Annotated in this window: 17 protein-coding genes; 7 read left to right on the top strand and 10 right to left on the bottom strand. The window is 39.1% G+C overall.

The window, feature by feature from the left end:
- Positions 1 to 113 precede the first annotated feature (113 nt).
- Both MKY08_RS06510 and solA read left to right on the top strand, forming a co-directional pair.
- Positions 114 to 746: a nitroreductase family protein gene (locus tag MKY08_RS06510; RefSeq protein ID WP_069511991.1), complete on the top strand. Its 633-nt coding sequence runs from the start codon at positions 114 to 116 to the stop codon at positions 744 to 746.
- A gap of 239 nt (positions 747 to 985) precedes the next feature.
- Positions 986 to 2,104, top strand: a complete 1,119-nt coding sequence (gene solA, locus MKY08_RS06505) for an N-methyl-L-tryptophan oxidase (protein ID WP_069511993.1) — start codon at positions 986 to 988, stop codon at positions 2,102 to 2,104.
- Positions 2,105 to 2,161: 57 nt separating this feature from the next.
- Here the strand turns inward: solA and MKY08_RS06500 are convergent, their stop codons facing one another.
- The 7 genes from MKY08_RS06500 to rpoN form a co-directional block, all read right to left on the bottom strand.
- On the bottom strand, positions 2,162 to 4,141 hold the full coding sequence (locus tag MKY08_RS06500) for a hydantoinase B/oxoprolinase family protein (RefSeq protein ID WP_069511995.1): 1,980 nt from the start codon (positions 4,139 to 4,141) through the stop codon (positions 2,162 to 2,164).
- A gap of 24 nt (positions 4,142 to 4,165) precedes the next feature.
- Complete coding sequence (locus MKY08_RS06495; protein WP_069511997.1) at positions 4,166 to 6,190, bottom strand: hydantoinase/oxoprolinase family protein; 2,025 nt, start codon at positions 6,188 to 6,190, stop codon at positions 4,166 to 4,168.
- A gap of 100 nt (positions 6,191 to 6,290) precedes the next feature.
- Positions 6,291 to 7,688, bottom strand: coding sequence for an aldehyde dehydrogenase family protein (locus MKY08_RS06490; protein ID WP_069511999.1), 1,398 nt, complete (start codon positions 7,686 to 7,688; stop codon positions 6,291 to 6,293).
- A 59-nt stretch (positions 7,689 to 7,747) separates the two neighbouring features.
- Positions 7,748 to 9,076, bottom strand: coding sequence for an aspartate aminotransferase family protein (locus tag MKY08_RS06485; protein WP_069512001.1), 1,329 nt, complete (start codon positions 9,074 to 9,076; stop codon positions 7,748 to 7,750).
- Positions 9,077 to 9,373: 297 nt separating this feature from the next.
- Positions 9,374 to 11,020, bottom strand: a complete 1,647-nt coding sequence (locus tag MKY08_RS06480) for a sigma 54-interacting transcriptional regulator (protein ID WP_069512003.1) — start codon at positions 11,018 to 11,020, stop codon at positions 9,374 to 9,376.
- 193 nt (positions 11,021 to 11,213) lie between these two features.
- Complete coding sequence (locus MKY08_RS06475; RefSeq protein WP_069512004.1) at positions 11,214 to 12,629, bottom strand: amino acid permease; 1,416 nt, start codon at positions 12,627 to 12,629, stop codon at positions 11,214 to 11,216.
- Between the two features lie 279 nt (positions 12,630 to 12,908).
- Positions 12,909 to 14,246 carry an RNA polymerase factor sigma-54 gene (rpoN, locus tag MKY08_RS06470; protein ID WP_069512006.1) on the bottom strand — a complete coding sequence of 446 codons (1,338 nt, stop codon included), beginning with the start codon at positions 14,244 to 14,246 and terminating at the stop codon, positions 12,909 to 12,911.
- A gap of 266 nt (positions 14,247 to 14,512) precedes the next feature.
- Here rpoN and MKY08_RS06465 point away from each other — a divergent pair, with 266 nt between their 5' ends.
- The 5 genes from MKY08_RS06465 to MKY08_RS06445 all read left to right on the top strand — a co-directional run bounded on the left by MKY08_RS06465 (position 14,513) and on the right by MKY08_RS06445 (position 19,669).
- Positions 14,513 to 15,667 (top strand): acyl-CoA dehydrogenase family protein, encoded by a 1,155-nt coding sequence (locus tag MKY08_RS06465; protein ID WP_069512008.1) that lies wholly within the window; start codon positions 14,513 to 14,515, stop codon positions 15,665 to 15,667.
- Positions 15,664 to 16,740: an acyl-CoA dehydrogenase family protein gene (locus tag MKY08_RS06460; protein WP_069512010.1), complete on the top strand. Its 1,077-nt coding sequence runs from the start codon at positions 15,664 to 15,666 to the stop codon at positions 16,738 to 16,740. Before MKY08_RS06465 ends, MKY08_RS06460 begins: the two co-directional genes overlap by 4 nt.
- Positions 16,741 to 16,827: 87 nt before the next feature.
- Complete coding sequence (locus tag MKY08_RS06455) at positions 16,828 to 17,634, top strand: enoyl-CoA hydratase/isomerase family protein (RefSeq protein ID WP_069512012.1); 807 nt, start codon at positions 16,828 to 16,830, stop codon at positions 17,632 to 17,634.
- A gap of 20 nt (positions 17,635 to 17,654) precedes the next feature.
- Entirely contained in the window at positions 17,655 to 18,797 is a 1,143-nt protein-coding gene (locus MKY08_RS06450; RefSeq protein ID WP_069512014.1) for a CoA transferase, read from the top strand.
- A 104-nt stretch (positions 18,798 to 18,901) separates the two neighbouring features.
- A complete protein-coding gene (locus MKY08_RS06445; protein WP_069512016.1) occupies positions 18,902 to 19,669 on the top strand; it encodes an IclR family transcriptional regulator in 768 nt (255 codons plus the stop codon).
- A gap of 43 nt (positions 19,670 to 19,712) precedes the next feature.
- On the opposite strand, the gene MKY08_RS06440 is transcribed toward MKY08_RS06445, so the two are convergent.
- From MKY08_RS06440 to ribD, 3 genes are read right to left on the bottom strand one after another with little or no spacing between them, the layout of a single operon-like run.
- Entirely contained in the window at positions 19,713 to 20,276 is a 564-nt protein-coding gene (locus MKY08_RS06440) for a hypothetical protein (protein ID WP_069512019.1), read from the bottom strand.
- Positions 20,277 to 20,292: 16 nt separating this feature from the next.
- On the bottom strand, positions 20,293 to 21,378 hold the full coding sequence (locus MKY08_RS06435; RefSeq protein ID WP_069512021.1) for an FAD-dependent monooxygenase: 1,086 nt from the start codon (positions 21,376 to 21,378) through the stop codon (positions 20,293 to 20,295).
- Positions 21,375 to 22,484, bottom strand: a complete 1,110-nt coding sequence (gene ribD, locus MKY08_RS06430) for a bifunctional diaminohydroxyphosphoribosylaminopyrimidine deaminase/5-amino-6-(5-phosphoribosylamino)uracil reductase RibD (protein ID WP_069512023.1) — start codon at positions 22,482 to 22,484, stop codon at positions 21,375 to 21,377. Before ribD ends, MKY08_RS06435 begins: the two co-directional genes overlap by 4 nt.
- Between the last annotated feature and the right edge of the window lie 7 nt (positions 22,485 to 22,491).

Raw genomic sequence — 22,491 nt, 5'->3', positions numbered from 1 at the left:
GTAATTCCTTATTCTATTGTAGCACACAAAATATTTTTTATTTGACGAATAAACTTACTAATGGTAAGATTCTTATCATCAACTTACCATTAGTAAGTTTTAAGGAGGACATTATGTCGACAACTAAAACACAATCCAATCTATATACAATTATGGAAGAGCGTAAATCCGTTCGCGTCTATGATCCCGCTTTTAAAATTCCACAAGTAGAGCTTGAAGCAATTATTCAAGAAGCCACTAGCGCTCCGTCATCTAGTAACTTGCAACCATGGAGATTCCTAGTCATTCAAGACGAAGCTGTAAAAACAGAACTACGTGCTATTGCCAATAACCAAGAACAAGTTGAAACATCTTCTGCCATTATTGCAGTGTTAGGCAATGCCGAAATGTATAAGCAAGTTGAACAAATTTACACGCAAAATGTCGCAGAAGGGCATATGGGTGAAGCACAGAAGGATTTAATGATTACGAATACTCTACGTACTTACCCAGCTGCACCACTTGAAGTCAGAAAAAATATTGCTACATTTGATGCAGGTCTTATTTCCATGCAACTGATGCTGATTGCGAAAGAAAAAGGGTATGATACGGTGACAATGGGCGGATTTGATAAAGAGAAATTTGCTCAGCGTTTTGACTTACCGGAACATATTTTCCCTGTTGTTCTTATTGCTATCGGGAAAGCAGCAGCACCTGCTTATGGTTCATCGCGTTTACCATTAAAAGACATTGCTCGTTTTATTTAAATAAGTAATAATCTGTTGGCTAACAGGTTAGAGAAAGTGTTAGATTGACTGCCATCAATCTAACACTTTTTTGCTCATTGCATCATGCGTTTATTCGATCTAAGCAAGAGTTGTCCCTTTACCCCCCCTTCTTTTTAGTAATGGCCCAGCCTTTTCGTGTTTTCCTATAATCCCTATATAAGTTGTTGCAAAATTCTCATTTTATTTTGCTATACTAGAGAAAGAAAGTAGGGATGATTATGATTTATGATGTCATTATTGTGGGCGCTGGTTCAATGGGAATGGCGGCTGGTTATTATTTAGCGAAGGCAGGAAAAAACGTCCTTATGCTCGATGCTTTTGATCCACCACATGAAGAGGGCAGCCACCATGGCGAAACAAGAATTATTCGCTTTGCTTACGGTGAAGGAGCTAGTTATGTCCCTTTCGTACTACGCGCAGGACAACTTTGGAAAGAGCTTGAAGCGGAAACAAGTGAATCTTTATTTTTACAAACAGGTGTGATGAATGTTGGTCAATCAGATCATACCTTTCTTCAAAATGTTAGAAGAAGCGCGAAGCTATACGATTTACCTTTAGAACAGTATACAGCCGCCGAAGCGATGGAAAAATGGCCTGGATTAGCATTGCCTGAGGATTTAGTAGTGTGCTATGAACCAACTGCTGGTGTATTGCATGTAGAAGCTTGTATCGCTGCCTATAAAAAGTTAGCATTAGCACAAGGTGCCCTTTTACATACAAATGAAAAGGTCCACGCTATTAAGACCGAAGACATTGTACAGATACATACAGATAGTGGTTTTTATGAGGCAAAAAAACTCATTGTAACAGCAGGTGCTTGGGCATCGGAATTGCTCCAAACCATGAATCTTTCATTACCTATTACACCCACACGCAAAACATTTGCTTGGTTTGAAGCAGACGAACAGCTTTATCGTGACACTACGTTCCCCGCCTACTGTTTCGAATTTGATGATTGTGCCTATTACGGTTTTCCCAGCATTCATGGGGCAGGCTTGAAACTAGGTCGCCATGATGGTGGTGAACCGATTGACCCTAATGAGCCAATGCGTCCATTCGATAATCAGGATGCTGCTGATTTACAACATTTTATCAATCGCTTCATGCCACAGCATGGTGCACTTGCATTCGGCAAAACATGTAAATATTCTGTGACACCTGATGAACACTTTATCATTGATTTTTTACCTAATCATCGCAATATTGTCATTGCTGCAGGATTTTCTGGTCATGGCTTCAAATTTAGTAGCTCAGTTGGCGAAGTATTAACAGAACTTATTTTAAATGGTACAAGCAAGCAAGATTTATCACTTTTTCAGCTTAATCGCTTTGCCTAAATCACAACAACCAAGAGAAATATTTCGTTCTCTTGGTTGCTTTATTGTTGTATAACATTACATCCAATAGGCTAACGAACGTTTTTTCATGGACGTACGATATTGTTTCGTGGAAATTGGTAATATTTGATTTGTTTTGTAATCCATAATAACGCCATAGCGACGTACAACGTCCATTTGATTAATTTCACCTGTATTGTACAGACGCTCCACTTCATAGGGGTCTGTTTCAAGCCATTGTTGACGATTTTTTCGAATATACGCTCGCTCTTTCACAGTAGCTGCCATATCAATTTCAAATGCGTCAATATCGCGATCAATTTCACGAATAACAACACCATAATCAAGTTTCGCACGTTCAAGCGAGACATATTCATCAATTACATCCTCTAACACTGCGTTGACATCCCGCTTCAGAGGATCACCTAATCCTCCCCCGCCAGCAGATGGACGTGTAAAGGAGTCTCCTTTTTTCAATGCGACATTAGAAAAAATGGTACCCAAAAATTCCTCACCAGCTTGATTTGGATTTAAAATAGCCCCTTGTGCAATGGACGGTAAGCCTCCCATAATGCCCCACGTAATGGAACGAGAACGGTCACAACAGTACGACATCACTGTATTGTTTATATCCGTTAATAGCCCACCTTTTTCAACACCACAGCCGCCGCGATATTTCCCCGGACCTGCTGAATCTGTAATAATCTCATGTTTTGTTGTTAGTACAGGAGACAAACGTTCTTGCCCTTCACACGGTTGGACACTTAAACCGACCCCAAATACAGGTGATGTCGTATTTGCGCCATCACGATCCACACGCCCACCATGTCCTCCTGCCATCCAGTCATACCACATAAAATACCCATTATTATTTTGTCGTTGATCGTAGCCACCAATTAACAAATACTCTAGGTTAAATGAACAAGCAATTGCACGTTCAGGCATAATGTTCGACCATAACTCAAAACATGCATTCATTATCTTTTCAAAAGAACCTGAGCAATAGCCAGATACCGCAATAGGACTCGGAGCATTGACAACAGTATTTTCGGGCAAATGTATTTTGACAACTCGATAGAACCCTGAATTTAACGGAATTTCCGGAAAGAATGTTTTAGTTCCTGCATAAATACCAGAAAGTGCAGAACCGAATCCAGCATTTAAAAAGCAACTTATAGCAGGGTGTGACCCACTTAAATCATAGAAAATTTCATCTTCACGAATTGTCATTTTCACATGCACTGGTATTAAGCCATCCCCTAGCTCTGGGTCCATATCAATGTAATCGACTGTTTCCCATTGTCCTTTCGGTAAGGCTTTAATCTTTGCACTCGTTAAACGTTCTACATAATTTTGTACCTCTTCAAATGCTAGCAAAACCGTATCGATACCATATTTGTTAATCATCTCATTCAATTGTTTTTCGCCAACTTTAGCCGCTTCTACTTGTGAACGTAAATCGCCAATTCGTTCCTCTGGAATACGCATATTCATCACGATAATATTCACAACATCTGCTAAATACTGACCTTTACTATAAATGCGTACAGGGGGTATTCGTAATCCTTCTCCATAATGTTCCTTTGCTGTAATATCAAAAGAACCTGGATTAGAACCACCTACATCTGCCCAATGACCGTTTGTTTGCATCAAGGCAATCAGCTTATCGTCATGGAAAACAGGTAGTATAACCCGAACATCGCTAAAATGCGTGCCCCCCCGATATGGATCGTTTACTAAAAATACGTCACCAGGGTGAATGTCATTTGCAAAATCCTCTAAAACCGCTTTTGCTGTTAGATGTAAAGTACCGACATGTACCGAAATATCTTGTGTTCCCTGCATAACCGTGTTTCCTTGTGCGTCACATAATGCACAACTAAAATCCCGATTATAAATAACAAAAGAATAACAAGTACGCAGCATTTGTTCAGCCATTTGATCGACTAAATTTACAAAGCCATTTTTCAACACTTCAAATGTTACTGGATCTAGATTTTTAATTTGATTATTTAGGAACAATCCTGTTGTACTCATAGATTACTTCCCCCTTATCATGTATTAGTTCACGGTAATAATGATATTTTTATAAGCATCTACTTCAGCCGTAAATCCTGGTGGAATGACCGTTGTCGTATCTAATTGATCCACAATTGCAGGACCTTGTAATTGTGCATACACTGGAATTTTATCGCGATAATAAACGTTTGTTTCAACATATGCCCCATCAAAATAAACAGGTCGTGTCTCTTTATAAGCATCTTGTAAGGAGCCAGTTGGTGCAAATTGTGGGAAATTAGGTTTTGGCACTGTACCTATTGCAGTCACACGTAAACCGTAAATCTCAACAATCTGGTCCTTATCTGAAAATGCAAATTCTCGCTCATGTTCTTGGTGGAATGCTGCTAATACTTCCTCCAAGGAAGTGACGTAATCTGGTACCACAACCGCTAAGGAGCGCCATTGTCCCTTATAGCGAAGATCCATATAATTCATCAAAGTCGATGTTTCTTCAGAAATCCCTTCTTCTTCTAATAGTGCTTTCGCCTCTTTCCGTAGTGCTTGATATTGAATATCGAGCTCTTCGACTGATACTTCATTTGCTTTTTTTACAAACGTTTTTGAAATATCGTGGCGTACATCTACAAGTAAGCACCCCATTGCTGCTGCTACGCCCGGATGCGTAGGGATAATGACTTTCGGGATATTTAAATCTTTTGCTAAATGTGCGGCATGAAGTGGTCCTGCACCACCAAAGGCTACAAGGGCAAAATCACGTGGATCATAGCCCCGACGTACAGAAATTAAACGAACGGCATCACTCATATTGGCATTGGCAACTTCAATAATGGCACTCGCTGCTTCTTCAATTGTCTGATTGAAAGCTTGCGCAATTTTTTTGACAGCCTGCTGTGCCTTGCCTTTATCTAATTGCATCATACCATCTAACAATGTCACACCAAGACGTCCTAAAACGACATTAGCGTCTGAGTTTGTTGGCTCTGTACCACCATGACCATAGCAGGCTGGACCTGGTATAGCACCAGCACTTTGCGGACCATTTCGTAATGATCCTCCTTCATCTTGCCAAGCTAAACTACCACCACCAGCACCTATCGTTAATATTTCAATACTTGGAAACCCTATTGGATAACCATATTCAATAGACCAATCCTTTGTAATTCGAATTTGTCCTTTGTACATCAGTGAAATATCTGTACTCGTTCCTCCCATATCCAAACCTATCGCATTTTCAAAACCACATAACTTTGCTATATGTTTGCTAGCAATGGCTCCAGCAGCAATTCCTGAACTCGCTAATCTAGCGGCATAGCGAGGCACTGTACTAGAAGTCATGACACCTCCGCCAGAATGTAAAACTAAAATTTCCTCCTCATAGCCTCTTTTTTGCATTTCATTGCTTAATTTACTAATATAATTGCTCATGATTGGTCCTAGAACGGCATTAATAATCGTTGTACTCATCCGCTCATGCTCGAATATTTCAGGTAGTACTTCACTTGAAGTACATATATAAACATCTGGCAGTTCCTCAAGTAAAATCTTTTTCACTTTTGCTTCGTTTTCTCCATTCACATAAGAATTGATAAAACATATAGCAATGGATTCTGTCCCGCGACGTTTCAATTTCTTTGCTAGTACCCGAATTTCTTCCTCATCGATAGCTTGCAATACTGTTCCTTCATAATCTATTCGCTCGTTGACTTCAAAACGATCGCGGCGTTGAATATAGGGCTTTGCCGTATCTTTGTACGTATCCCAAATATCCTCCTTTGTGCCGCGACGTATTTCTGTTACATCGCGAAATCCTTTTGTCGTAATTAGAGCGGTTTTCGGTAGCTTTCGCTCAATTAATGCATTCGTGCCAACCGTCGTGCCATGAGAAAAAATTTTAATATCCTGTCCTTTCAACTCTGCCTTCTCAACGCCATTTAAAATTCCCTGTTCAGGGTTTGATGGTGTGGATGAGGTTTTTGTGACAAATATTTCTCCTGTATCTTCATTAAAAACAAACACATCTGTAAACGTTCCACCAACATCTATTGCTAAGCGAGTTTGTGCCATAGAGATACCTTCTTTCGTTTAATAGTGTGAAAATATGCATAACAATCTACTAATCTATAAGAAAAAACGGTCTCCCATATGTAATGGGCATTAAAGCCCATTACACTCCCTGTGTGCGAATTGTCACCGTTTTAAATGTTGTAAAAAATTCTTTTGCTGCTTGACCTTGTTCACGTGCGCCAGTACTTGAATTTTTCATGCCGCCAAATGGCGCTTGTGGTTCAGCACCACCTGTCTCGTCGTTCACTTGAACAAGCCCTACTTCACTACGCTGAATAAAATCAAAAGCTTTTTGAATGTTGTTCGTATAAATAGAAGCACTTAATCCAAATTCAGAGTCGTTGGATAATCGAATTGCTTCTTCGTAATCCTTTACCTTAATCACAGCTAAAACTGGTCCAAAAATTTCATCACGCGCAATGCCCATAGCATGTGTTACATTTGTAAAAATCGTCGGGTCAATATAATAACCTTCTGATTTACCTTGCGTCGGTCCACCACCATAGACAAGTTTGGCACCTTCTAATTTTGCTTTTTCAATGGCAGCTAAAATACTCTCATATTGACCTTTAGAGGAAACCGGCCCCATTGACGTGCCGACTTTGATTTCCCTCACTTGTTCAATTAAACATGCTAACACCTCATCATAAACTGCTTCCTCAATATAAACTCGACTAGTTGCTGTACAACGTTGTCCGGTTTGCTTCATTGCTCCTTCCATTGTTAACTTTGCAGCGAGATGAATGTCCGCATCAGCTAATATAATGGCAGCGTTTTTTCCGCCTAGTTCAAGCTGAATTTTTTTCTTAGTTGATCCTGCACTATCTAAAATACTTTGCCCAACACCATTTGAACCGGTAAATGTTATTGCTTTCACTTCTGGTGCTTCAAGCAAAACTTGCCCAACTTTCGAACCGCGTCCTTGTACGACGTTTAACACATTCTTTGGTATACCTGCTTGTTCAAAGAGCTCGCCGATAAGTTTCCCCGTTAAAGCGCTTTCAATAGAAGGTTTCCAAACAACCGTATTGCCGTATACTAATGCGGGCGCAATTTTCCACAAAGGAATAGCTACTGGGAAATTCCATGGTGTAATAGCTGCAACTACACCAAGAGGGACACGCATGGTGTACAACATTTTGCCTTCACTGGCAGACGGCAATACTTCACCTGTCGCCCGCATTCCTTCTTGTGCAAAATAGCGCAAAATAGAAGCGCCACGTTTCACCTCCCCAATCATTTCATTTTTGGTTTTACCCATTTCGTTGGAAGCTGTTTCAGCTACTTTATCAATATTTTGTTCGAGCAAGTCTGCAGTGACACGCAATAGTTCCCCACGCACTACTGACGATGTATTTTTCCAATCTTCAAATGCTTCATTTGCCGCTGTAACGACTTCCTTTGTCTCATCCACTGTCAAAAGCTCTACTTGACCAATACATTGCGATGGTTTTGCAGGATTAAATTGCTCTCGAATTTCCCTAATGATAGTTGTCATAAAACCCCTCCTTGATTAAGTAACTGATTTATTATTAGCTCACATCAACACCAGACATATTATTCTTTTGCAATAATCGTTTTACGCACAAATTCAAAAGTCTCGTCTAGAATACGTAACATTTCATTTAATTCTGCTTTCGATAAAATAAGTGGTGGTGCAAAAACAACTGTATCTTGCTCATACGTGACTGTTCGTAAAATTAAGCCTCGTTTCATTGTTTCCTGAACAAATATCGGGCTAATGGCAGTCTCGAAAAGCTCCCCAGTTTCACGATTTTTAACTAGCTCAATAGCACCTAGCAAACCAATTGTTCGAACACTGCCGATAAAGCTATATTTTTCTTGAAGCGCTTTAAAACCTGCCAACATCGCTTCTCCCATAGATGCTGCGTTTTCTATTAATAGTTCTCGCTCTAGAATGTCAATGTTTTTTAAGCCTACTTGGCAAGCCAATGCATGACCGCTATACGTATAACCGTGCATTAAAGTCCCTTTGGAAAGCTGGCAATATGTTTCATGAATTTTTTCGGAAATTACCACACCTCCAAGCTGTGCGTAGCCACTCGATACCCCTTTAGCAAATGACATCATATCTGGTACAACGCCGTAATGCTCCATACCAAACCATTTACCCGTACGTCCGAAACCGGTAATTACTTCATCCGCTATAAATAAAATGCCGTACTCATCGCAAAGATTGCGTACTTCTTTAAAATAATCTTCTGGTGGAATATTGACTCCTCCCGCTCCTTGAATCGGCTCGGAAATAAACGCTGCTACTGTTTCTGGACCTAGTGCTTCAATCATTTCTCGAAGATCGCGAACAGATTGATTGTAAACATAATGGAAATCAGGTGCAGGAGAGTTGGTAAAGTTACGAAATGCCTGTATACCCGTTGCATTTGTCGCACCCATCGCCACCCCATGATAGGATTGTGTACGTGAAATAATTTTTTGACGCTCTGGCTGACCCTTTAATAACCAGTAATGGCGAGCTAGTTTAATCGCCGTATCATTTGATTCTGATCCTCCGGAAGTAAAAAATACTGTATTTAAATCTCCCGGTGTTAAAGAGGCTATTTTTGTTGCTAAACGAATAGCTGGTTCGTTACTAAATGAAGCAAAACAAGAGCTGAATGCTAATGTAGCCATTTGTTCTTTTGCAACTTCTGCAATTTCCTCACGACCATGTCCAACGTTTACGTTCCATAAAGAAGACATGCCATCAATATAACTTTTCCCCTCTAAATCTTTTAAATAGATGCCTTTTCCCTCTGTAAAAATAGCAGCAGGCCCTTGTGTTTGCTGTTGCTCAATCGACGTCGTTGGATGTAGAAAATGCTTTTGATCTAAAGTTTTCAACTCTTCTTTTAGTTGAATTGTCATCAATACCAGCCTCTTTTCATTAAAAGTTTTATACACTTTATTACAAGCAATTTTCATGCCAACTCCATAAAAAAAGAGACATTATTTAAAAAATGCCTCTCTAATCTATTGAATTCGTTATCATTATTCACTGTTGACCACCTCGAACAACTTTATTGTTTTCAGATTGTCGACATTTTTTTCGGTTCAACAAATATCTTACTAGAAATACATACGCCCTTTCTCAACATCACAAGCACTTCACGCTTTTTTGCACTATTTATGCAAATATGCAAGTAGTGATGCATAACCGCATCATTATTCTTGATATGAGATATGCCGTGTCAATTGGAATTTTTGTATTTTCCTTACTAACGTAGATTGATCGCAGCCGAGCGCTTTGGCTGCTTGTCTTATACTCGGATGTTCGGACAATGCTTGCTTAATCAATTGCTTTTCAAACATTGCCACTTGCTCTTTTAATGTACCTTCTAAAAGTGGAACTGCAGGCTGTTGTTGTACATTCGGCTGTTGTACTGTATTGTCGACTTCTCGAATAACTAGTGGGTTGCTATCAAGCTCTTGTTGAACTGTACTTACTGTGATTTCAGGTTGGGTAGCCAATAAGCAAAGGCGTTCCACCATATTTTTCAATTGCCTGACATTTCCCGGCCATGTATACGCTTCTAACACTTTCATAGCAGATGACTCTATTGTTCGATGAATTCCATATTTATCACCTATCAACGCTAAAAAATGATTAACTAATGGGATAATATCTTGCCGACGCTGTCTTAATGGTGGAATTTCAATAGGGATAATGTTTAAGCGATAATATAAATCCTCTCGAAAGCTACCTTGCCTAACCATATCCGCTAAGTTTCGGTTGGTTGCTGCGATAATTCGTACATCAATTGCAATCGGTCTGCCGCTTCCTATACGCTGTACCTCCGATTCTTGTAGTACCCGCAATAATTTAGCTTGGAGTTGCAAAGGCATTTCTCCAATTTCATCTAAAAACACCGTGCCTCCTGATGCAATTTCAAAGAGTCCAGCTTTTCCACCTTTACTAGCTCCCGTAAATGCCCCTGATTCATAGCCAAAAAGTTCAGATTCAAGTAATGTCTCTGGAATTGCACTACAATTGATTGTTAAGATTTGCTTATGACTTCGTCTGCTATAGGCATGAATAAGTTTTGTAATCTCCTCTTTACCGACTCCCGATTCACCACCAATTAGCACGGTAGAATCTACTTCAGCAACACGCATCACCCTTTTGACTACTTGCATCATGGCAGAAGATACGGCAATTAAACTACTTTTTCTCGATTCTTGATTATGTAAGGCTTGTAGTTTGCATTTAAAATTTTCATTTTGATCTTCTAATTTTTGTACTTCTTGTTCAAGCAATTTGAGTTGTGTCATATCCCGTGTGATGGCAACAACATATTGCAATTTTCCATCTTCATCAAAAATCGGCTGACCTGTGACTAAAAAACATCTGCCGTTAATGAAGGTTTGCAATATTGTTACCTTTTCTTGCGATTCAATTACTTTCATCGAAATGGAATCACTCATTAATCCTTCCGCAATGACATCTTTTGCATATCTCCCCCGTAAATCGAAACCAACAATTTCAATATCAATGTCATTTTGAAATAAAATCTTGCCGTGGCGATCACAAATCGTCACACCATCAGAAATTGAGTTCAGCAACTTATGTGACAGGGGGTTCATAAAATCGATATCGTTAAACTGCTTCAATGATCTAGCTGTAAACAGCGTACCTTGTGATGTTTCTACTACATGGACGAAATATTCTTGCACCTCAAATGTTTCTTGTCCTTTACAGTATTTCTCACTTATTTGTTCAAGAAGCTCTTGTTGGATATCACTTTTGACAATCACTTCACCATTTTTCACAATAAAAAAATGCTCTTCCTTATGAAGTTCTGTTACTGACATCTGAACCGCTTCCTTTCCAAACCGTTTTATTATTGCAAGAAGTAATGCAAAAAAATTCGCTCCCTATCCACGGGGTCTCTGGCAAACAACTACTTGCGTATTTGTTTGCCAGGCTTGCATTCCCGTAAGCGTGTCGCGAATTTAATCTCATCGTATAGTTCCCTCACACTCATCATAGCCTCGTAGTAATATTCTACTCTGAAGCTAATTTATCCTCTAATTGCTCTGCTGGTTTCGTTGAAAGTTTTCGCATGATGACAAATAATACAATTGACACAATCAATACTAATGTACTTAAGTAAAACTGCGTACGCAACGATTCAATTAACACTTGGCATAAATAGACAATTGTTAAAACACCAATTGTAACATACGATAAGTAGGGAAATAACCACATTTTAATCGCTAATAGCTCACCCGAAACTTGATCATAATACCGTCGAAATCGTATTTGCGAAATCGCAATAAAAATATAAACAGCAATCATTAATCCTCCAACACAGTTACCTAAAAAATAAAAAATGACTTCTGGGGAAATAAAATAGAGCATGGCACAAATATACGCAACTAAGGTACTTCCAATAATAGCTGGTACTGGTGCACCGCGACGATTTCGTATTTGTGAGAAGATTTTTGGCGCATCTCCTTGACGTGACATTTCAAGTAACATGCGTGAACTTGTATAAAGTGCTGAATTGAGCACCGAAATTAATGAGATAAATATAACGATTTGAATAATTTGAGCTGCAATTGGAAGTCCAGCCATCGTTAAAATATTGGCATAGGGTGCTGCTAAAAACGTTGAATCATTCCACGGGATAATCATTACCATAATAGCTACTGAACCGACAAAAAATAATCCGAGACGGAATACGACATTGCGAATAGCACGAACAATATTTTTTGCTGGATTTTCAGACTCTGCCGCAGCAATCGCTGCAACTTCAGCACCGCAAATAGAAAATATAACAAACACAATTGCCGTAAATATTGGAACAACCCCATTTGGTGCAAAGCCACCAAATGCTGTTAAAATCCCCAATCCTTTAGGCTCATAATTAGGCCATATACCGAAAATCATTGCTGTTCCCACTACTAAAAAGATAATGATTGCCGTAACTTTAATAAATGATAGCCAATATTCAAATTCACCGAATGATTTCACCGAATAAATATTAATAATGGTCATTAACAATGTAATGCCTACACTTCCAACCCAAATCGGTATAAATGGAAACCAGTTATGCAGCATACCCCCGATTAATGCAGCTTCTAGTCCAACAATGAATACCCAGCTAGCCCAATACAGCCAGCCAACTGTAAAACCTGCCCATGGCCCAATATACTTTCCTGCATACGATGCAAATGAGCCTAACTCCCCCGATTGACCAGACTTCTCTCCTAATGCGATTTCCCCAGCCGCCATTTCACCAACCATTTGCATAATTAAGACAATGAGCAAACACGCAATTGCATAGGATATGACTGCTGCTGGACCGGTACTTAAAATGTTTTTTCCAGTTCCGACAAAAAGCCCCGTTCCAATTACCCCACCAATGGAAATCATTGTAATATGTCGTGTTTTCAGTGATTTTTGCAAAGCTCCCATTAAACCACCCCTTAGTGTTTTGATATAGACATTTACTAGCCCCTTTCTCTAATGCATGTCTTCTGTTTAATGAGCAAGTTCTATGCCAAACACTACAAAAAACTTAAAATTTATAAAATTCTGTTAAATTAAGTTATAGTTTACTAGCTTCTTATCTCGCTTCATCCTTTTATGGTGGGCACAGCTTATCAAGGATGACGAGTAACGAATCGCTTTTGCACAATGCACAATTAAAATTTTGATGCACATTTGCATCATCGGTTTATTTTTTACATCACATTACCCATACGCTCGATTATATGAACTTAAAATATTTAATTCCTCTCGATACTTTGCAACAGTTCTTCTTGAAATTTGAATTCCTTCTTCACATAAAATATTTGTCAATTGCTGGTCTGCTAAAGGATTTCGTTTATCCTCGGTTTCAATCAACTTTTGTAAGCGCTTTTTAATATACATAATTGAATCCATTTTTCCAGAAGAATTCAGCAAGCCCTTTGTAAACAAAGATTGTAATGCATAAATGCCTTTTGGCGTTTGAATATACTTCCCTCGAATAGCACGACTAATGGTCGATTCATGTACAGCTAACAAGTCAGCAAGATCTTTTAAACGCATAGGTTTTATCGCTTCTAACCCCTTCGTAAAGAAATTTTCCTGCTGTTGCAATAATAATCTAGTTAACTCATAAAGCGTCTTATCTCGCTGTTCAATTCCTTGCAATAGAGCTAATGCATCTTTCATTGAATCTCGGTAGTACGTTTGATAATTCGGATCATTTTTTAACAGCGCAACATAACTTTCATCAATCGATACGATAGGTAAGTGGTGACGAGTTAACTGAATCACCCATTCCCCAGCAATTACTTTCACTTCGATATCTGGCGTTACATAGGGAATCGATTCTAATTTATCCCCCATCATAATCGGTTTCAATTTTTTTATATAGTGAACCGTTTCGATGACATCTTGTAAAGGCATCTTATATTTTTTACTCAACTGTTTAATCGCCTGCGTTGCAACTAACTCTAAATCTGAACGAATAAAGGTCGAAGCCATTTTCGGCGCAAACTGATCATTATCCAATTGGATAAGTAAAAATTCTTGGTAACTTCGTGCGCCTACGCCAATCGGCTCAAAAGTTTGTAATAAATCTAATATTGCTTCTACATGCGAATAACTAGTTTGAAACTTGTCTGCTACAATCTCTAACTCTACATCCAAAAATAAGCGATCATCCAACGATTGGATTAAAAATTTTAAAATTCGTAAATCAATAGAAGATAAATTTTGGTGCATCGGCACTTGCTCTAAAAGGAATTGTTCATAATTTTCTTTTTCAGCAAGCTTCATCTCAATCATATTAAATTGGTTACTGCTAGACCTATCATAGGATGATGAAAAATGATGAACAGAACAATTTGCTAATTGCATAATCTCCTCATATTGCGTTTTTACTTTTGCGTCGTTGACCACTAATAGTGGATTTTCTGTTGCTCTTTCATAAATGTATTGCTCTAGCTCAGTCGCCGAATATTGCAATATTTCTAAATGCTGGACTAACTGTGCAGATAATATTTGTGTGACCTTTTGAGAAGTTTTAATCGTCATTTGCATCTTCTCACACCCCCAAAACGTAATTTTTCTACATAGTAACATGTTTTTTCTGTTTTTTTACACTTTTTCGTAAATTAAATACTTTTTACTATTTGTAAGGCATATCGCTAAAAGCTCTCTACCAATTTATATATGCTGTAACCAGTTTTCACTTACGGAATTTTCTAATTATTCTAAAAAACATTTGACTTATTTACATAACGAATCATAAAATACACATATAATGTAATTGTTATCACAATGCGGTAAAAAGGAGGAGTTATTTTATGTTTCAATTACCAACAGTGCAATTTACAGAAGCGCAAGAACAATTCCGTTTAGAAGTTCGAGCATTTCTACACGAAGAACTAGCAAAAGGAACCTTCGTGCCGAAATGTGATTCTTGGTTAAGTGGAGATAACCCTGAATTTTCTAAATTGATAGGGCAAAAAGGCTGGATTGGCATCACTTGGCCCAAAAAATATGGCGGTCAAGAGCGCAGTACTATTGATCGTTATATTTTAACCGAAGAATTTTTAGCTATAGGTGCACCGGTTGCAGCACATTGGTTTGCTGATCGACAAACAGGACCACTACTTTTGCGTTATGGCACAGAACAACAGCGTGCTTTTTTCCTACCGCAAATTGTGAAAGGTGAATGCTACTTCGGCATTGGGTTAAGTGAACCAAATAGTGGTTCAGATTTGGCTTCTGTCAGTACACGTGCTGAAAAAGTAGAAGGCGGCTGGATCGTAAACGGTCAAAAAATATGGACGAGTAATGCCCATCTTTGTCACTACATGGTGACTTTAGTTCGAACGAGCCCATATGATGGCAAACATAAACATGCGGGATTAAGCCAACTAATCGTCGATTTACAAGCGGATGGAATTACAGTAGTCCCAATCAAATTTTTAACAGGTGAACATCATTACAATGAAGTATTCTTTGATAATGTCTTTGTTCCTGACAATATGGTTGTCGGTGAAATTGGCAATGGTTGGATTCAAGGTTTAGCAGAGCTAGCATTTGAACGCAGCGGCCCAGAGCGTATTTTAAGCACGTTCCCTTTAATCGATGAACTCATTCAAGAATTAAAACGACAAAATAACATTGAAGGGTTAAAACAAGCATCTAAAGTTGTCGCACGCCTCTGGAGCTTACGCAATTTATCAATTGGTGTAGCCCAGCTTTTAGCAACTGGAAACGGCGATGAAGTCTCTATTCCAGCTGCTCTTGTAAAGGCTCTTGGCACCAAATTTGAACAAAGCATACCAGAAATTACTCGTTTATTAGTGCAAACCTACCCTACACTTGACGCGCAACGTAAAATCGACCGTTTAATGGCAGAGTCTATTTTACATGCACCAGGTTTTACAATTCGAGGAGGCACTTCAGAAGTTCTTTATGGCATAGTAGCGAAAGGAGTTGTTGCACAATGAGTGAAATGAAAGAAATGATACTTGAAGTAGTAGAACGAATGCTAAAAGAAAATGTTAGTAAAGATTTAGTTGATATTGTCGAGCAAGGTAAGTGGGCATCCGATATATGGAATTTGTTCGTGGAAAACGGGATGACGGCTGTCGCCATTTGTGAAGAAAATGGCGGTGCGGGTGGCGATTTAGAAGATTTATTAAATATTGTTCGTTTAACAGGAAAGTATGCGGCTCCGATCCCATTTACAGAAACAACATTAGCAAACTACTTATTAGCATATACTAACCTACAAGTAATGGATGATTTGGCAACCTATGCGCTAGCTGAAACGCCGAGCTTTACACTTGAAAACGGCAAACTAACGGGCTCAGCACAACATATTCCTTGGGCGCGCCATACAAAGCAATTAGTAACACTTGCACACAGCACAAAGGGTATCCATTTAGTAGCAATTGACTTAAGCCAAGCAGATATTTCACCGGATAAAAACTTAGCTGGTGAGCCACGTGATACGGTAACATTCCAAAACGCCAATGTTTGCCAACAATCTACTGTCTTAACTTCAGAACAAATTCAGACTTTGACAGCCATTGCAACAGCCTTTCAACTAGCAATGATGACGGGCGCTATTGAAAAAATAAATGACTTAACCGTGCAATATACAAAAGAGCGTGAGCAATTTGGTCGTCCCCTACATCGCTTCCAGCTTGTTCAGCAACATATTGTGAACTTAGCAGGTGAAACAGCGTTAGCTTTAGCAGCATTTAATAATGTGACCGTTGCCCTCGTTGCACAAAGCCCTCTGAGTGAAGTTGCCTATGCACGGATTCGTTTTGAAGAAATGATTCAAACGGTAGCGACCATTTCCCACCAAGTGCATGCTGCAATTGGTACGACACACGAACATAGCTTACAACAGTATACACGTAGGCTTTGGTCATGGCGTGATGAAGGAGCAAGCTCTTTTTATTGGACTGATTTGGTGGCAACTCAATTACTAGAAAATAGCGGTGACAGCTTATGGGCTTATATGACGTCATGCACTAACAATTCACTACTGCTCAAAGCTCAGAGCTAAAAACTATACTTTGTTAGCTGAAGTAAGCAGTGCCATTCTTCAGCACAAGTCAGACAAAATACCAATTTTGTAAAGGGAGAGATGAACATGGCAGATTTATTATTTGATGTAAAAGACCATATTGCCACAATTACGTTAAATCGACCGGAGGCGTACAATGCGTTTAGCGAGGAAATGATTGCAGAATGGATTACAGCGCTTGAAACTGTACGCGATTCAGATGATATTCGTGTTGTTATCGTGAAAGGGAATGGCAAATCATTCTGCGCAGGTGGCGATATTAAAGCGATGCAAGCTGGAGAAGGCTTTTTCAAAAGTGAGGATGATATCTCTTCGACTGGCTTAGCACGAAAAAATTCGCTATGGAAAAAAATTCAACGTATTCCATTGTTGCTTGAAGAAATTGATAAGCCAGTGATTGCACAAGTGCACGGTTTTGCAATGGGTGCCGGTCTTGATATGGCTTTAATGTGTGATATTCGGATAACGGCAAAATCAACAAAAATCTCAGAGAGCTACATAAACGTAGCAATCGTTCCTGGTGATGGTGGCGCCTACTATTTACCAAAGCTTATCGGCATCGATCAGGCTCTGGACATGTTTTGGACTGCGCGTGTTTTAACAGCTGAAGAAGCGAAAGCGAAAGGCATCGTTACCTTTGTTGTAGAAGATGAGGCACTCGAAGAATATACATTACAGTATGCACAAGAACTAGCAAGTCGCCCAACAACAACCGTACAATTCATTAAACGTGCGGTCTATCAAAGCCAACGAATGGATTTACGCACAGCACTCGATTACATTTCTTCTCAAATGGCGATTGTAACAGAACTAGAAGATTTTAAAGAAGGTGTAACAGCCGTCGTAGAAAAACGTAAACCAGTATACAAATAACATTTGTGGGAGGAAACCATATGCAACCTCTTAATAATATTCGGGTGTTAGATTTATCACGTGTCTATGCCGCTCCTGCCGGCTCCATGTTGCTAGCTGATTTAGGTGCTGAAGTCATACGTGTAGAGCATCCCGATGGCTCTGATAGTATGCGTGACTGGGGTCCATTTTTAAATGAGCAAAGTACCTATTATTTATGTGCCAATCGCAATAAAAAATCAATAACATTAGATTTAAAAACAGTTGAGGACAAAGAAAAATTTAAAGAGCTAGTAAAAGATGCAGATATTATTCTAGAAAACTTTAAAACTGGTGATATGGAGCGGATGGGGCTAAGCTATGAGGAATTGAAAAAAATAAATCCACAACTCATTTATTGCGCGGTGACCGGCTTCGGTCAAACAGGTCCCCTCGCCTACGAACCAGGGTTTGATCCGGTCATACAGGCGATGAGTGGATTAATGCATGTAACAGGTGCAACGGATGGTGAGGCGACAAGAGTCGGTGTCCCAATTGCAGATATTTTAACTTCCCATTATGTCGTCATCAGTATTTTATCTGCGTTGCGAATGCGAGATGTAACGAATAACGGGCAGTTTATTGATTTAGCATTATTGGATGTTCAAATGAGTAGCTTAGCAAATGTGGCGAGTGCCTATTTAAATACAGGATTTGCTTCTGAACGTTTAGGCAATCGGCATAATAACGTAGCGCCCTATCAAGTATTTAACTGCGCAGACGGTCCTTTAATGATATGTGTTGGTACTGATGGGCAGTTTCAAAAATTTTGCACAATGCTTGAACGTCAAGAGTGGGCAACCGACGCACGTTTTATAACAAACACGATGCGAAAGCAACATGAAGCAGAACTGGTACAACTCATTTCGGACATTACAATAACTAAAACGCGTGATGAATGGATTGCGTTATTACAACAATATAAAATACCCGGAGGTCGTGTGAATTCCATTGCGGAAGCACTTGAACAACCACAAGTTATGGCACGTGACATGATTGGAGAAATCGAACACAAAAAATATGGCAAAATAAAATTCGTCAAAAACCCGTTGCAGTTTTCAAATTTAAATATTCAATATAAATTAGCTCCACCTATACTTGGAGAACATACAAATGAATTCCAAAAATCGTCTCTACCGAAATAAATTTACGCTATAATAGTAATAATTTTATCATCATACAACCCTAATGAAGATAAAGGTTATAGCCGATAAGCGAAAGTAAATTTATGTAAGTAGGTGGTGACAAGATGAATCAAGAAACTTTCGAAAAAAACTATACAATGTCATCGTTGCACAAAGCGATTAAAGTATTAAAAGCATTTACAAAAGAAGAACCTAATCTCTCTTTAACAGAGTTGAGTAAAAAAACAGGTTTTAGCATCTCCAGTTTACAACGTTTTGTTTCTACCTTTGTGTATGAAGGATTTCTTCATAAAGATGAGGGAACAAAACGCTACCAATTAGGTCATTCACTGCTCTATTTAGGGAACCTAGTTAAACAAGAGTCCAGTCTAATTATTGTGGCAGAGCCTATTTTAAAAAAGCTCAATGAAGAAATGGGTGAAAGTGTCTCGATGAATATTATCGACGGCTTAGAAAGGCGCTGTATAGTAAATTATGATTCTACCTACCCTCTATCAACGAAAATGTATGTAGGTGACACCTCCCCTCTTTATGCAGGTGCATCTTCTAAAACATTACTCGCATTTATGCCAAATGTTGAAGATTATGTAGAACATATCACACTTGAACCGATTACAGATAAGACGATTTGTTCCAAAGAACAGCTATTAAACGAATTACAACAAATTCGCGCGCAACGTTTTGCCATAAGTAATAGCGAGCGGGTGCGCGGCGCCTGTTCTGTATCAGCCCCAATATTAAATGCTTCGCATCAAATTATCGCTTCCGTCACACTCGTTATACCGGAAGTCCGTTACAATGATTACGATGAAAATCATTTAATTGCAACGATTCTAAATGTCGCTGCAAATATTGAAAAACAACTGTTTTAAAACAAAAAGGAATGGTACAACGAAACCCGTTATACCAATCCTTTTAATCATTAATTTTGCTTAAAAACTCATGCCAATGATGCATTCGAGGTAAATTCACATACTGGTTGTATGATTGGTTTTTTAATATCACTTTTGTGTGAATGTCTTGTAGCGTTTCTAATACGGCTGGTTTATCATCTACATAAACATCTAATGCAAGTTTTTTAATAATATTTACTTTCTCCACGTCTTGCATACCACAATAGAAACGCCCCTGTTCCACAGGAAAACCTTGAGCCTTCATCCATTGTTGCGTTTGTTGACAATATTGCTTCGGACGTGACGTAATATAATAAATTTCATGCCCCTGTTCATGTAATGTTTGTAGCGTTTCAAGAGCCTTGTCAAAAATTGGACAATCCGTAAAGTATATTTCCTCTAAAGAACTATTCCACATTGCGGCGCCTTCTGCATCTGTTAAGCCAAAGGGCTCATGAATCTCTACTCTTTCTAAAGCATGAAAGGCTTCCAGTGTGATATCTTTACCTAGTTTTTTATTATAAAGTGAAAAGGCATGTGCCCGTAAATTGATCAATGTGTCATCTATATCAAAACCGAATTTCATCTATGTTTTCTTCCCCTCAAGATGCCCTATCGATGAAGTGAAAGGCAAAAGTCTGTTCTTTTTCAATTTGCTGCGCTAATACTTCTTCAATAGCCTGTGCTCGCATTTGTTGAAAATCTCGCACATTAAATTGTCTAATTGCTTCTTTGTTTAGTAAGGATGCGAGACAATCTGCATCTTTTAGCGCGCTATTTAAGCCGAATGCGCCAGTAGGTGTCATGGTATGAACAGCATCACCTAACAGCACAAGTCCTGCTGTACCCCAACAGTCGCAATGACTACTAAATACATCGAGTAACACAAAGTCCTGCCATGATTGAATACGGCGTGTAACAATATCATCTAGCTGTGGAAAGGCCTCAATCAGCTTGTGAATAAACGGTGTAAATGGCTGCTTTCTAAGTTGCGCAAAATTTCCTTGTTCAATATTCCAACCAATTTGAATAAAGCCTCCAGTCTGGGAGAATAGCGACAATTGTTTTTCATCAATTAATGCCATTTTAATAGCTGGCTCCCAATCTTGAGGTGCTGGAATTTTCGCCCACAGTAAATCAAAACCATGTTTCTGTTTTTGGCTAGCAATATGCGCTCGTTTTCGAATAGTCGAGTATCGACCATCCGCTCCTATAATAAGCTGACTCTTGATTTCAATTGTTTCATCGTTCTTTGTTGCCACAACACCGATATATCGCCCTGAAGTATCCGTCAAAAGTGTTGTCACTTTAGTATGCAAGAAACACTTAAAGTTTTGAAAGTGAACTGTTTGTTGAAGTATTCCCTTAAGCAAATGAGCTTGAGGCACGTGAATACCTAAATGCCCTATAATTGGATCTGGAACAATCGTTTTAATGACTTCGCCCTTCGCATAATATTCTAATTTTTCCATTCGTAATAAACCAAGTGCTTCAACCGCTTCAAAAAGAAAATGCTTTTTGAGAACCGCCTCACCCTCTTCGTTTAAATGCTCACCACGAAATGCCTGCCCGAGTGTTGCGTTTTGTTCCAATAGTATGACGGATAGACCCTTTTTAACTAGCAAATGCGCAAGAAGTGCACCAGCTGGTCCAGCTCCGACAATACAAACATCCGCATGATAATTCACTTTCCTTCACCTTTTTTCGGATAAGCAATAATGCGTAAATCTTGCCCTAACTTTTTAAATGAATCAAATTCAACATCCCATGCTTCATCCATCGTTGCTGCATTGTAACCAGCGATTGGTGTTAATGATAGACGACCACCTAAAACTTTAGGTGCTACATAGATGACGTATTTATCAATGGCAGCACTTTGTAAAAATGAGGCATTAATTGCGCTACCACCTTCCACTAAAATATCTGTAATACCAAGTGCATAAAGTTTTTCTAACATATCATTAATATGCAAACCCTCACTATCTCTTCGGACAGGAAGGACCGTAACACCTTTTGCCTCAAAAATGCTAATTTGCTCTTGTTTGACTTCCTCACTGCAGACAATAATCGTTTGCGCTTCTTCTACATTTAATACATTTGCATGTGCTGGTGTACGAAGATAGCTATCCATGATTATTCGTATAGGATTCTTACCCTGTCGATTGTTTAATCTCGTCGTTAAAGATGGATTATCTGCAATCACTGTTCCAACGCCGACTAATATTGCATCTACTTCATGACGAATATGGTGCACATCTTCCCGAGCTTCTGCACCCGTTACCCATTTGGAATGCCCTGTATGCGCTGCAATTTTGCCATCCAACGTCATAGCATATTTTGAAATAACAAATGGACGTTTAGTAAGCATATTGTGTATAAAACGTTCGTTTAAACGGCGAGATTGTTCTTCTAGTACACCTACCTCTACCTCAATGCCTGCATCACGTAGCAATTGTATACCTTTGCCTGCTACAGCTGGATTCGGGTCCTGCATCGCTACTACAACTCGACTCACTTCTGATTCTTTGACTAAATTAGCACAAGGTGGCGTTTTACCAAAATGCGAGCATGGCTCAAGCGTAACATAAAGAGTAGCACCTTTAGCGTGCTCTCCCGCCATACGAAAGGCATGCACTTCCGCATGAGGCTCCCCTGCTTTACGATGCAAACCAGTGCCTACAATAACACCATCTTTTACAATAACAGCACCTACAAGAGGATTTGGGTTCGTATTCCCTCTTGCACTCGCCGCCAAATCTAATGCCAATTGCATATATTTTTCATCTGTCGTCATCTTTACA

The sequence above is a fragment of the Lysinibacillus sp. FSL M8-0337 genome, assembly GCF_038593855.1.
Lineage (GTDB): Bacteria > Bacillota > Bacilli > Bacillales_A > Planococcaceae > Lysinibacillus > Lysinibacillus sphaericus_D.
Note: the sequence above shows the minus strand (reverse complement) of the source record. Positions and strands in the feature narration are given on the sequence as shown.

Excerpts from the sequence above, each read along its gene's own strand:
- MKY08_RS06510 (WP_069511991.1), top strand. The coding sequence starts at position 114 with ATGTCGACAACTAAAACACAATCCAATCTATATACAATTATGGAAGAG.
- solA (WP_069511993.1), top strand. The coding sequence starts at position 986 with ATGATTTATGATGTCATTATTGTGGGCGCTGGTTCAATGGGAATGGCG.
- MKY08_RS06500 (WP_069511995.1), bottom strand. The coding sequence starts at position 4,141 with ATGAGTACAACAGGATTGTTCCTAAATAATCAAATTAAAAATCTAGAT.
- MKY08_RS06495 (WP_069511997.1), bottom strand. The coding sequence starts at position 6,190 with ATGGCACAAACTCGCTTAGCAATAGATGTTGGTGGAACGTTTACAGAT.
- MKY08_RS06490 (WP_069511999.1), bottom strand. The coding sequence starts at position 7,688 with ATGACAACTATCATTAGGGAAATTCGAGAGCAATTTAATCCTGCAAAA.
- MKY08_RS06485 (WP_069512001.1), bottom strand. The coding sequence starts at position 9,076 with ATGACAATTCAACTAAAAGAAGAGTTGAAAACTTTAGATCAAAAGCAT.
- MKY08_RS06480 (WP_069512003.1), bottom strand. The coding sequence starts at position 11,020 with ATGTCAGTAACAGAACTTCATAAGGAAGAGCATTTTTTTATTGTGAAA.
- MKY08_RS06475 (WP_069512004.1), bottom strand. The coding sequence starts at position 12,629 with ATGGGAGCTTTGCAAAAATCACTGAAAACACGACATATTACAATGATT.
- rpoN (WP_069512006.1), bottom strand. The coding sequence starts at position 14,246 with ATGCAAATGACGATTAAAACTTCTCAAAAGGTCACACAAATATTATCT.
- MKY08_RS06465 (WP_069512008.1), top strand. The coding sequence starts at position 14,513 with ATGTTTCAATTACCAACAGTGCAATTTACAGAAGCGCAAGAACAATTC.
- MKY08_RS06460 (WP_069512010.1), top strand. The coding sequence starts at position 15,664 with ATGAGTGAAATGAAAGAAATGATACTTGAAGTAGTAGAACGAATGCTA.
- MKY08_RS06455 (WP_069512012.1), top strand. The coding sequence starts at position 16,828 with ATGGCAGATTTATTATTTGATGTAAAAGACCATATTGCCACAATTACG.
- MKY08_RS06450 (WP_069512014.1), top strand. The coding sequence starts at position 17,655 with ATGCAACCTCTTAATAATATTCGGGTGTTAGATTTATCACGTGTCTAT.
- MKY08_RS06445 (WP_069512016.1), top strand. The coding sequence starts at position 18,902 with ATGAATCAAGAAACTTTCGAAAAAAACTATACAATGTCATCGTTGCAC.
- MKY08_RS06440 (WP_069512019.1), bottom strand. The coding sequence starts at position 20,276 with ATGAAATTCGGTTTTGATATAGATGACACATTGATCAATTTACGGGCA.
- ribD (WP_069512023.1), bottom strand. The coding sequence starts at position 22,484 with ATGACGACAGATGAAAAATATATGCAATTGGCATTAGATTTGGCGGCG.